11 protein-coding genes are annotated in these 11,109 nt (G+C 65.9%); 2 read left to right on the top strand and 9 right to left on the bottom strand.

Features of this window, described 5'->3' with window-relative positions; genetic code table 11:
* Positions 1-299: 299 nt before the first annotated feature.
* From M3461_02230 to M3461_02200, 7 genes are all read right to left on the bottom strand, one after another.
* The gene (locus M3461_02230; protein MDQ3773264.1) at positions 300-692 is read right to left on the bottom strand and encodes a chemotaxis protein CheW; all 393 of its coding nucleotides are present in this window, start codon (positions 690-692) and stop codon (positions 300-302) included.
* 123 nt (positions 693-815) lie between these two features.
* Positions 816-1,175, bottom strand: coding sequence for a response regulator (locus M3461_02225; GenBank protein MDQ3773263.1), 360 nt, complete (start codon positions 1,173-1,175; stop codon positions 816-818).
* A gap of 19 nt (positions 1,176-1,194) precedes the next feature.
* Positions 1,195-1,599 (bottom strand): response regulator, encoded by a 405-nt coding sequence (locus M3461_02220; GenBank protein MDQ3773262.1) that lies wholly within the window; start codon positions 1,597-1,599, stop codon positions 1,195-1,197.
* Between the two features lie 896 nt (positions 1,600-2,495).
* Positions 2,496-2,939 carry a universal stress protein gene (locus M3461_02215; GenBank protein MDQ3773261.1) on the bottom strand — a complete coding sequence of 148 codons (444 nt, stop codon included), beginning with the start codon at positions 2,937-2,939 and terminating at the stop codon, positions 2,496-2,498.
* Positions 2,940-3,134: 195 nt separating this feature from the next.
* Positions 3,135-4,391 (bottom strand): AAA family ATPase, encoded by a 1,257-nt coding sequence (locus M3461_02210; GenBank protein MDQ3773260.1) that lies wholly within the window; start codon positions 4,389-4,391, stop codon positions 3,135-3,137.
* A gap of 352 nt (positions 4,392-4,743) precedes the next feature.
* Positions 4,744-5,238, bottom strand: coding sequence for a disulfide bond formation protein B (locus tag M3461_02205; protein MDQ3773259.1), 495 nt, complete (start codon positions 5,236-5,238; stop codon positions 4,744-4,746).
* Positions 5,239-5,331: 93 nt separating this feature from the next.
* Entirely contained in the window at positions 5,332-6,294 is a 963-nt protein-coding gene (locus M3461_02200; GenBank protein MDQ3773258.1) for a hydrolase, read from the bottom strand.
* A 246-nt stretch (positions 6,295-6,540) separates the two neighbouring features.
* Here M3461_02200 and M3461_02195 point away from each other — a divergent pair, with 246 nt between their 5' ends.
* Positions 6,541-7,503, top strand: a complete 963-nt coding sequence (locus tag M3461_02195; GenBank protein ID MDQ3773257.1) for an acetyl-CoA carboxylase carboxyltransferase subunit alpha — start codon at positions 6,541-6,543, stop codon at positions 7,501-7,503.
* Positions 7,504-7,552: 49 nt separating this feature from the next.
* On the top strand, positions 7,553-8,887 hold the full coding sequence (tilS, locus tag M3461_02190; GenBank protein ID MDQ3773256.1) for a tRNA lysidine(34) synthetase TilS: 1,335 nt from the start codon (positions 7,553-7,555) through the stop codon (positions 8,885-8,887).
* Between the two features lie 14 nt (positions 8,888-8,901).
* On the opposite strand, the gene M3461_02185 is transcribed toward tilS, so the two are convergent.
* Positions 8,902-10,356 (bottom strand): FHA domain-containing protein, encoded by a 1,455-nt coding sequence (locus tag M3461_02185; GenBank protein ID MDQ3773255.1) that lies wholly within the window; start codon positions 10,354-10,356, stop codon positions 8,902-8,904.
* An 84-nt stretch (positions 10,357-10,440) separates the two neighbouring features.
* On the bottom strand, positions 10,441-11,025 hold the full coding sequence (locus M3461_02180) for a L,D-transpeptidase (GenBank protein MDQ3773254.1): 585 nt from the start codon (positions 11,023-11,025) through the stop codon (positions 10,441-10,443).
* Between the last annotated feature and the right edge of the window lie 84 nt (positions 11,026-11,109).

The raw sequence follows: 11,109 nt of genomic DNA, 5'->3' as shown, positions 1-11,109 counted from the left end.
CTCGTTCCATCCTCCCCTCCCCGATCATCTTGATTTGCCGATAAAGTTGATCAGATCGGGTGGAGCCCTAAAAGTTCCACGCATTTGTTATCTTTATAACTCATATAGTTATAAGATCTTACCTATGGGTTGCCGCTGCCGATCAACCAGTGAGGCTCGGTGGTCTTGTTGCCGGTAACCGCGGGTCTCGGTCCCGCGGCGAGATCTAGGGCTATTGCTGGAGTTGCCATACCGTTTCTCGACTACTTATAGGTGGCTTAAGGGATCCGATCGGGAGCGGATCGCGTACTTGCAGTTATTCACAGGGCGGCGTGCCGAAACTCCGCGTGCAGTGCCAGCCCAGGCATATCGAGCCTTTTCCAAGGCTGACCGGCGACATCGCGATACTCCGCCACGATCCATGGGACACCGTCCGCCTGGCCCGATCGCCGCTCGAGCTGCTCGGGCCGCTTGAGACCCAGGATGCGGGAGACCAGGAGACCGAACGGCAGGCCGAGCTTCGAACCGCCCAAAACGACCCGACTCTGCGCGGTGATGGGGGTCGGGTCATGGCCGCAGAAGTGCGCAAAGTCCACGATCCCGAAGAACGCGCTTCGAACATTCGCCATCCCGAGCAACCACGGTCGGGTCAACGGGGTCGGAACGAGCGGTGGCAGAGACAGGATCTCCCCCGCATCGCGGAGATCGATCAACCATCCTCGTCGGCTACCTGGACGCCGAGCAGGGAGGTCGCGATCGGTGCCGAAGCGCTGGCCCGCAGCCGCTCCGTCAGCTCTTGCTGGTACACCAGAAGGCGTGTCCGGTTTTTCATCGACTCAGGACAGCGCGTTGATCTTCGCGATCAGCTCGTTGGGCTTGACCGGCTTGACGACGTAGTCCTTGGCTCCCTGGCGAAGGCCCCAGACCTTGTCGGTCTCCAGTCCCTTGGTGGTACAGATGATGATCGGGATGTGTTTGGTGGCTGCGTCTCCCGACAGCGTGCGGGTCGCCTGGAAGCCGTTCAAACCCGGCATCACGACGTCCATCAAGATCAGATCCGGTTTGCGCTCCTTGGCCTTGGTAATGGCCTCTTCGCCGTTTTCGGCCATCGTGACCGCAAAATTATTCCTGGCGAGAATCTCGGCGAGCGCGGCACGCTCGGTCGGCGAATCGTCAACCACGAGGATGTTTTTGATGGTCATATGAGGTCTCCTGTCAAACCGGGGTAGCAGACCCGCGCACATGCACGGACACGGCGCCGAGCAGGCTCTCGCGGGTAAAGGGTTTCGTCAGATAATCGTTGGCGCCGAGCAGTCTGGCGCGAGCACGATCGAAGAGGTTATCCTTGCTCGTCAACATGACGACCGGGGTATCCTGGAACCGTGGGTTCTGCTTGACCACGGCACACACCTGGTAGCCGTCCAGCTTCGGTATCATGATATCCACGAAGATGAGGTCCGGTTTGAAGCCGGGGATCTTCGAGAGCGCATCGAACCCGTCTTCCCCGAACATCACCTCGCACCCCGCTTTGCGTAGAAAGACATCGGCGCTACGACGAATGGTGTTGCTGTCGTCGGCGATCAGGATCCGTACCCCCGCGAAGCTCGCTTCGTGATTCATGGCCTTGTTACCTCCCGTCGTTGATCAAACGTCGCAAAAGCCAGGCGGAACTATCGGCCGGACCGGCAGGCAACTGAATCACCGTCATCGGTTGATCAGCCGCATAGCGATCATGCCCGGCCGGCATGGCGACGCCGGGCAATAGGGCTGTCCGCCGTTCGACGGTCCAGGGGCGGACGCCGCGGCGTAGTCGCGCCCAGCGCGTTTGCCAGACACCGCCAGGTGTCGCTGCAGTGGCGGGTGTCCGGCGCTCGGTACACGCGGGCGGAATACGGCTCCCGCGCCAGGATCGACGGGCGGCGATGGTGGGCGTCGCCCCATCAGCCGCGCCGCCGAAACTGGGACCCGGCCGATGGGTGATACCCGGCCACGGTGACGTTGCCGGGGGCGCCGTGGTGTCTGAACGCCGGCCCGAGGCGCCAAGCTTCCGCCGAGACGGCGATGGCGCAAAACACTGCGCGAGAATCTGGCCCGCTATGACGATGCGCGAAGTTTTGCTCCGGGCCGTCTACCGCTCGGCGATCGACCTCTTGCCCAATGCCAAGGACAAGACGCTTACGGTCCGCTTACATGCAGTCGCCAACGAGAGTTCCGATGACGCCTTCCGCTATCGATGCGCCGCGCTCAAACCGGACCGAGCTACTCTTTCCAAGCAGCGAGCTGCGCCTCGTTTCGAACTGGTCTCATCGCATGATCGGTGAGATCAGGAGGTCTGTCGGTTGGGTGGGATCGCGAGCAGACGCCGGCGCGCCTCTGCACTGCCGAGCCCGGCGGGGGTTGCCGACAGGTGCTCGCACACCTCCGGCAGCGCGAGCGCGTGCCAGGACGGGGAGGCCACTATTCCATCAGAGTCTGTGAAAAAAAACCGTCGCGAGCGAAGGCGTTCCATCAGGGCATCACGGCGAGCCCGTCGAGCGGATGGTCAGCACCGGGACCTCGGAACTGCGCACCACCCGCTCTGCCACACTCCCCAACAACAGGTGCGACAGCCCGGTGCGCCCATGGGTGCCCATGACGATGAGATCCTGCCCTTTGGCGGCCTCCATGATCTCGATATAGGGCACGCCGTCGAGCACATGGGCGGTGGCTTTGGACCCCTCGCCGGCCTTTTCGATGACGAACTGTTCGAGCCGCTCGCGCAGCCGCTGCGACAGGTCTTCTTGCAGATAAGGGGGCAGCGCCACGGCGCCGTCCTCGACCGCGAAGGTCGGAAACTGGAAGACATGGACCACATCGACCTGCGCCCCGAGCCGCTCGGCCAGCGCCAAAGCGTACTCCAAGGCGCGTGCGGAAGGCTCGGAAAAATCCACTGGACAGAGAATACGATGGATGGCAAGCATGAGATCCTCCTCGCATGAGCAATGGTGTTCCGCCTCCGAAAGGGCCCGCGCCGCGGCCCGTGGACGTGACAGCCGGCCAAGCCGTACTTTTTCAGAATCGCCCGGCATTCTACTCAAAACGACGCACGCGAAGTTGATCCGGGTCAAAGGAAATGCGGCCCAGCCCAGGGATGCGAGATCAACCGGGGCCCCGCGTCAGCGAGTGGGCCGGCGAGGCGTGAGCCGCTCGAGCTCTGCGGCGACCGGCGCGGCTTCGCCGGGGCATTCGGTGTCCCAGTGAAGCGTCAGCGCCTGCTCGTGCGGCGTTAAGGGCTCCTGGCCACGGAGCTGGTGATCGAGCACCGCGAGGTTGGCCTCGGAGGCATCGTGCCCGTCCCCACCACGCTGCCGGATCCGCCCACGCAAGGTCGCCTCGCCGGCCTGAAAATCCAGGATCTGCAACGGCACACCGAGCGATCTCACCAGCGCCGCGAACTCCTCACGCCGCGCGCGCGCCAGGAAGGTGGCATCGACGATGACCGGAATGCCGCAGCCACTCACGATGCCGGCGAGGTCCTTGAGTCGTTCATAGGTGCGCTCGGTCATCGCCGCGTCGTACATCCCGGCCACCACGGCGCTTTCGGTCTTCGTCTCGGCCGATAGACCGGCCAGGCGCTTGCGCTCGACGTCCGAGCGGATGCGTAGTGCCCCAAGCCGCGGGATGAGCGGCGCGCTGTGCATGGTCTTGCCGGCGCCGGAGACCCCGTCGTGGGTGAGGACGATGAGGCCCGCAGGACGCGGCTCCGCATAGCGCCCGGCCAGCGCGAGGTGCCGCTCGTAGCGCGCAAGACACACCGCCTTCTCGCCCCCGGATTGATGCTCGAGATAGGCGACCTTGGCCCGCACCAGCGAACGGTAAACGCGGTACAGATCCAGCAATGGCAGGCCCTCGTAGTCGCCGCTCTCTTCCAGATAACGGTCGAGAAAGATCGAACCGAGATCGGGCCGCTCGCGGACATCGAAGTCCATCAATAGAAAGGCGATCTCGCTCATGACGTCGATGCAGGACAGCGCGGCATTGAATTCGATGCCGTCGAAGACCACGATCTCCCCGCCCATCGACACCATGTTCGTCAGGTGCAGGTCCCCGTGGCAGTGCCGCACCCGCCCGTGCCTCTTGCGCCCCTCGATGAGGTCACGATGCCGTTCGAGCTGGGTCTCGGTCCAGGCGCGGAGGGATGCCAGCTCGGCCCGGGAGTCGATCTCCGCGGGACCGGTTCCGATGTGGGTGAAGTTTTCCAAGGCATATTGGCCGACCTTGGAGGCGCTCCCATAGGGCGAGTCGGCCGAGGCGCACTCGGCCCGAGCGTGAAACTGAGCGATCGATCTCGCGAGCGCCTCGATGAGCCCCGCCGTGAGCTCGCCGCGCGCGAGCACCCGGTCGAGCTGTGCCGCGCGCGGAAAGCGGCGCATTGACGCAGTATTCGATGGGGGCGCCTGAACCCCCGAAGCGAGGGCTATCCACCGTCCCGGTCACGGCCACGACCGACAGATACAGCTCGAGGGCGAGGCGCGTGTTGAGCCTGAGCTCCTCCTCGCAATAGAACCTGCGTTGCTCGAGCGTCGAGAAGTCTAGAAACCCGAAATCGACGGGCTTCTTGAATTTATACGCGAAAGGGCCGGCCAGGAGCACACAGGAGATGTGGGTTTCCACCACCTCGAGGTCTTCGACCGGATGACCGAGGGCCTCGGGTGTGGCGAGGCTCTCGATCAGCCGCCGCAGCCCTCTTGGATTGATCCGGATGAGAGAAGGCATGCCCACAAGTCAACGGCTCGTTGCGTGGCGGACCGCGACGGCGGCACTCACCACCGCGATTAGGACGAAACTTAGGAGTGCCCACCCGGCTATCGACAAACCGAAAAGACTCCAGCCGATCTCCGCGCACTCACCGCTCCCATGGAAGACTTTGGCCAAGACGTCGCCGAGCGGATAGGCCTCGAGCATATACTCCAGCCCCGGTCCGCATTCCGGCACCTGGTCCTTCGGTAATTGCTGTAGCCACACCTGCCGGCCCGCCGTGAGACCCCCGCCGAGCGCGAAGAGCTCACTGAGGCCCGCGTAGAGAATCGTTCCCAGGCGCCCCGGGTGATGCAGGACGGCGATGAGGGCGGCGATGCCGATCAGGGCGAAGAACAGTCGCTGGATGAGGCATAGGGGACACGGCTCAAGACCCCGGACCCACTCCAGATAATACCCGAACCATAAGAGCCCGGCCGAGCCCAGGAACAGTCCGAGGTTGATCAGGCGCGTGCTGGGCATGAAGTTTCTCTTGGGTGAATGGGTGGGAGAAGAAGGCGCGAGACGATCGCGCTCGACGACAGGACCCAACGGGTAATATCGCATTGGGCGATATTACCGGCTGGGCAGCACGGTCTTCAAGAACGCCGGGATGCGCTCATCGAGCCAGTAGCGCGGCCGGCCCGGCACGCTGCCGGCCACGAAGCCTACATGCCCGCCGTGGGCCTGCAGATCGAGGTGGATGCTGGGCGCGAGCTCGGCGGGGGTCGGGACCGCGTCGGGGGTCATGAAGGGATCGTCGCTGGCGTGCAGGATCAGGGTCGGCGTGGTGATGTCGCGCAGGAATTGCCGGCTGCTGGAACGCGCGTAATAGTCCTCGGCACTGTCGAACCCGTGCAGTGGGGCGGTCACGGCCCCGTCGAAGGCCCGGAAGGTACGCAGGGCTGCGAGACGGCGTAGATCTATGGGGCTCGGCATGGCCGCGAACTTGTGTGCCGTCTTGGCCCGGAGCTTCCCGACCAGGAACCGCTGGTAGAGGCGCGAGAAGCCACGTTCCATGCGTCGCGCGGCCTTGTCGAGCTCGAACGGCACCGAGACCGCGACCGCACCCGCGAGCCCGGCAAAGTCACCGCGCTCGCCCAGGTATTTCAGGAGCACATTGCCGCCCAGCGAGTAACCGACCGCGCACAGCGGCAGGTGCGGGTGGCGGGCGTGCAGGGTCTCGATAAGAAAACCGAGATCCCCGGTTTCGCCGGAGTGGTAGCTCCTCGGCAGGCGGTTCGGCATCCCGCTGCAGCCGCGGAAATGCATGATCACCCCCTGCCAGCCGTGGCGCCGCACCGCGGCCAGGGTCGCGAGCGCGTAGGCCGAGTACGCCGATCCCTCCAGGCCATGCAGGACCACCACGATCCCCGGCCCTGGTTCCGGGGTCCAGCCAAGGTCGATGAAATCGCCATCGGACAGCTCCAGGCGCTCGGGCGTGAGCGGAACGGACGGGGGCACGCGATAGAGCGCCGCCCAGATGGTCTGGGCGTGGGGACCCGGCAGCCACCAGGCCGGACGAAAGGCCGGGGGCATGCTTACCTCTTTCCCTCAGGCCGCGGCCCGTCCGGTGTATCAACGGTCGGCGCAGAGGTCTTGCCGCACACAGAGTCGTCATCATGAGATCCCGTCCGGCAGTATAGCAAGGCGAACCCCTGTGTCCGCCCCGGGCCGTCTCCATCCTGGATCCCCCCGGTGGTATGGCAACGGCGCGAGTACAGTCCCTCCGGGCACGAAGCGGTTGCGTCGCGATGCCGCGGCGCGTTAACGTAGTCTCGGCCGATGAACCTCAATTTCCTGGATTTTGAACAGCCCATCGCCGAGCTCGAGGCCAAGATCGAGGAGCTCAGGCTCTTGAGCAGCGAATCGGCGATCGACATCACCGAAGAGATCCAGCGCCTCCAGGCACGCTCCAAGGACCTCACCGAGTCCGTATTCGCGTCGCTGACCCCGTGGCAGATCTCGCGCCTTGCGCGCCACCCGCAACGGCCTTATACCCTCGATTACGTGAAGCGGATGTGCACCGAGTTCCACGAGTTGCACGGCGATCGCGCGTTCGGAGACGACCCCGCCATCGTATGTGGGCTGGCGCAACTCGACGGTCGGGCGGTGGCCCTCATCGGCCACCAGAAGGGCCGCAATACCCAGGAGAACCTGCAACGCAATTTCGCCATGCCGCGCCCCGAGGGCTATCGCAAGGCGATGCGGTTGATGCACCTCGCGGAGAAGTTCGGGCTGCCCCTCTTGACCTTCATCGATACCCCCGGCGCCTTTCCCGGCATCGATGCAGAGGAACGGGGCCAGAGCGAGGCGATTGCCCGCAACCTCTTGGTGATGGCCGGCCTGCGCATTCCGATCATCGCGACCGTGATCGGCGAGGGGGGCTCGGGCGGCGCGCTCGCGATCGGGGTCGCGGATCGGGTATTGATGCTCGAGTACGGCACCTATTCGGTGATCTCGCCCGAGGGCTGCGCGTCCATCTTGTGGAAGAGCTCGGATATGGCCGAGAAGGCCGCCGAGGCCATGGGGATGACCTCGAAGCGCTTGCTGGAGCTGGCCCTCATCGACGAGATCATCCCCGAGCCCCTGGGTGGGGCGCACCGGGGCATCGATGAGATGGCCGCCCGGCTCAAGACGGTCCTGACCGATCAGCTCACGGCCCTGTCGGCGCTGGACCTCGAGGCCCTGCTCGGCAAGCGCTACGACCGCCTCATGGCCATCGGCCACGTCAAGGACGGTAAGTAGCCACCCCGGTCGAGCCCCACCCCAGGTTTTACAAAAGCTCGCGGTCGGCGTGCCGGCGTTTTCACCCCAGCGGCTGTTGGCGGTCCTTCGCGACGTGCCGGAAACCCGGTGTTACTGGGTGGCCGTGAGCGGTGGTCTCGACTCGCGGGTGCTGCTCGAAGCCATGGCCGCGCTCCGTGCGGTTCTCGATGCACCGCTCTGGGCCGCGCATGTGGACCATGGACTGCACCCGGACTCCGGCACCTGGGCGGCGTTCTGTGCAGAGGCCTGTGCGGGGCTTGGGGTGCCGCTGTACACGCTCCGGATGGATGCCCACGCTCCGCCCGGTGCGAGCCCCGAGGCCTACGCGCGCACGCTGCGCTACCAAGCGTTGCAAGGGGTCGTCGGGGCGGGCGATGCCTTATTGACCGGCCACCATCGCGACGATCAGGCCGAGACGGTCCTGCTGCAACTCCTGCGCTCCGCAGGACCCCACGGACTCGCCGCCATGCCGCGCTGCACGCCCTGGGAAGGCGCGTGGCTCTGCCGGCCGCTCCTGGATTTCCCGCGCCGGGCCCTGCGCGAATTCGCCGTAGCCCGCGGGCTCCGGTGGATCGAAGACCCGAGCAACGATAGCGCCCGCTTCGAGCGCAATATCCTCCGCCATCAGGTGATCCCGATCCTGGGACGGCGCTGGCCGGCCATCGCCCGAACCTTGGCACAGGTGGCGGATCGGCAGGCGGACGCGGCGGCCTGCCTCGACGCGATGGCCTCCGAGGACTTGCAGGGCGTGCGTCGCGGGTGCGAGGGGGCGCTCTCGCAGAGCGCCCTGCGCGCGCTGTCGCTGCCACGGCGCCGCAATCTCCTGCGCGCCTGGCTGCGCACGGACGGGCTCCCCCTACCGCCCGCCAGCCGGCTCCGAGAGCTGGCCGGGCCTTTCCTCGACGCCGCTCGGGATCGGCAACCGCGGGTCTCGTGGTCCGGCGTGGAGGTGCGCCGCTACCGCGATGCCGTCTATGCGATGCCCGCGTTGGTCGCGCTAGACCCCGTTCACGTGTTTCCCTGGGACCCGCGCGAGCGTTTGGCGCTGCCCTGCGGGGTGCTTGATGCCGAGGCGGCGGTCGGCGCCGGGCTCAAACAAGCGCTATGCCGGCCCGGGACGGTCACGGTGCGCTGGCGAAGGGGCGGCGAACGCTGCCGGCCCACCGGCAAGCCCCACACGCGCCCGCTCAAGCACCTCTTCCAGGAGGCCGGCATCCCCCCCTGGCGGCGCGATCGTCTACCGCTCGTTTATCTCGGCGATCAACTCGCGGCGGTGGCCGGGCTTTGGGTGTGCGAGCCCTTCGCGGCCGGGCCCGGGGAGCCCGGTTGGGCATTGCGATGGGAGGCGGCAGAGGGCCGGTAGTCGGGATCATTCGATTACCCGGTCCTGGTCTCGGTGGGGGCGCCGCCCTCGGGCTCCGGCTCGGGGGGCGCCGATCCGCCGTCGGTCGAGAACGTCAGGCGCAGATCGCCGATATCGATCTGCGCACCATCGGACAGCGATGTCCATTGAACCTTCTTGTTGTCGACGAACACGCCGTTCAGGGAATCCAGGTCCTTGATGGCGAAACGGCTACTGCCGTCGCGCACGATCTCGGCGTGGTGTCGCGACACGGAGTTGTCACGCAACACCAGCTCGTTGTCCTTGCCGCGTCCGATGCGCCACGGGGTCGTCGCCACGAGGAGGCGGCCGGCGTCCCCGTCCGAGCGTGTGACATAGGCACGCGCCGCGGGCGGGCCGGTCTTGGGTGAGTCCGCCACGCTGCGGCGTCGTGTGCGGATGAAGAGGATGGCGCTGAGGGCAAAGAACGCCGCTGCCAGAACGGATAGCCAGATCCACGGCGGCATGCCGCTTTGCGCCACCCTCGCAGCGCCAGCCTTGGCTTTTGGTGGTGGCGGCGGGGTGGGCGGGCCGATGGTCACCGGGACCTCGACCTCCAGTGCCTGGCCCCCGGCCGCCACGTTCAAGGTCAGGGTCTGTGGGCCGGTCAGGCGCGCGCCGATGGCGGGGGTCAGATCGATGCTGAGGCGGCCCCCGCTGTCGATGGCCGCGAAGGGATCGGTGGCGAAGGCTTGGGGCAATTCGTAGTCGGGTGCCCGCGCGATAACCAGATCGCCGCCCGATTCCTTCGCCAGTTGGCCGAGCGCCTCCAAGGCCGGCGCCATCGGATCGGTGCTCGGGTGGACGACGCCGAACACCAGGACCTGGGCATCGCGGGCCGCGGCAATGAGCTTCTCGTGGTAGTAGGCATCCGGGTTGGCCGATTCGTCGCCGAAGAACAGGATGGCCTTGCGGGCCGCCGGGGAAGCGGCGAGGCTGCGTATAGCCGCCATCGCGTCCTGTGACAGCGCGACGGGGCTCGGTTCCCGAGTCAGCGTCTGGACCGCGGTCACGATGTCCTCTGCGCTGGCCCCGAGCGGCAGCGACAACCGCGGCTGGGCATCGAAGGTCGCCACGCCCACGCGGTGATGGGGTTTGACCGCAGCCAGGATGCGTTCGATATGCGCCGGGATCCTGCTCCCGCCGTCCGGTCGCTCGAGGGCGCCGACATCGATGACGATGAGGAGCGCGGTGACGCTCTGGCCATAGGGGTAAGGGAGGTGCAAGGGCGGCGGCAGATCCAGGTCCGCAACCTTCGCCGTCACTGTCGGGGCGTGGCCCCGGATCGACAGGCGATACTCACACTCGACTCTATCGGGCCCTGGCTGGGCGCAGCTGTGCCGCACGACCTCGGCCGCTTGCAGACCCTGGACGCATTGAGCCGCAAGGAAACCGAGGACAAAAGCCAAGCGGCACGCATTGCCGGTCGATGCCCGCCACATGCCGCTCATTCTGTCCCATCGCGGGTAGCGGAGCAAAGCGCTGTGGACGTCGGACCGCCCGCCACGGGCGCCGACGCCCCAATCGCAGTTCAGCTATTCGTTGATGACGACCTTGGTGCCGACCCCGATGTAGTGCATGAGGTCGTCGATCTCGTCGTTGGTGACGGCGATACACCCCTTGGTCCAGTTGGTCGTGCGGTGGATCTGGAGCTTCTCCTCGGTGATCTCACCGATCCCGTGGATGCCGATCGCCCCGCCGAGCGGGGTGTTCTGCAAGGGGATGTCCTGGTGGCGGAGCGCACCCAGGATCTGGAAGAACTGCGGCTCCGAGATCACCTGATCGCGGAGGCCCAGGAAGGCGTCTTTGAGATTCGGGTAGTTGAGGTGCAGGAAGGTGTGAAACCGGCTGTTGTTCTTGATCTTGACAATGCGGTAGCTGCCGACCGGCGTGACCCCGTCCCCGGCCTGATGCTTGTCTCCCGGTCCCCCGTGCCCGTAGGCGATCGGATAGCTCCTCAGGATGCGCGGCCCGTTCTTGAGCAGCAAGGTCCGCTCGGTCTTTTTGATCTCGATCTCGTAATTACCGATGGCCCCGAGCGGCGTGGGGAGAGGGGTTCCCGCCAAGACACCCACCCCGACCAGCGCCCAGCCAACCCAACCCGATCGACCCCATCGCATATCCACCCCCGGTCTGTCTGCAACCCGAACGAAGTCCCCCTAGAGCAAGCTCGATCACTCGATCAAAGGGACGTCCCCGACGCC

This window comes from Pseudomonadota bacterium (assembly GCA_030860485.1).
GTDB lineage: Bacteria > Pseudomonadota > Gammaproteobacteria > JACCXJ01 > JACCXJ01 > JACCXJ01.
The sequence above is the reverse complement of the archived record's forward strand: the minus strand, read 5'-3'. Positions and strand labels throughout refer to the sequence as shown.

Bases quoted from the DNA above. Each gene is read 5' to 3' on its own strand.
- M3461_02205 (MDQ3773259.1), bottom strand. From the start codon at position 5,238: ATGCCCAGCACGCGCCTGATCAACCTCGGACTGTTCCTGGGCTCGGCC.
- M3461_02195 (MDQ3773257.1), top strand. From the start codon at position 6,541: ATGAACCTCAATTTCCTGGATTTTGAACAGCCCATCGCCGAGCTCGAG.
- M3461_02200 (MDQ3773258.1), bottom strand. From the start codon at position 6,294: ATGCCCCCGGCCTTTCGTCCGGCCTGGTGGCTGCCGGGTCCCCACGCC.
- M3461_02185 (MDQ3773255.1), bottom strand. From the start codon at position 10,356: ATGAGCGGCATGTGGCGGGCATCGACCGGCAATGCGTGCCGCTTGGCT.
- M3461_02220 (MDQ3773262.1), bottom strand. From the start codon at position 1,599: ATGAATCACGAAGCGAGCTTCGCGGGGGTACGGATCCTGATCGCCGAC.
- M3461_02215 (MDQ3773261.1), bottom strand. From the start codon at position 2,939: ATGCTTGCCATCCATCGTATTCTCTGTCCAGTGGATTTTTCCGAGCCT.
- M3461_02210 (MDQ3773260.1), bottom strand. From the start codon at position 4,391: ATGCGCCGCTTTCCGCGCGCGGCACAGCTCGACCGGGTGCTCGCGCGC.
- M3461_02180 (MDQ3773254.1), bottom strand. From the start codon at position 11,025: ATGCGATGGGGTCGATCGGGTTGGGTTGGCTGGGCGCTGGTCGGGGTG.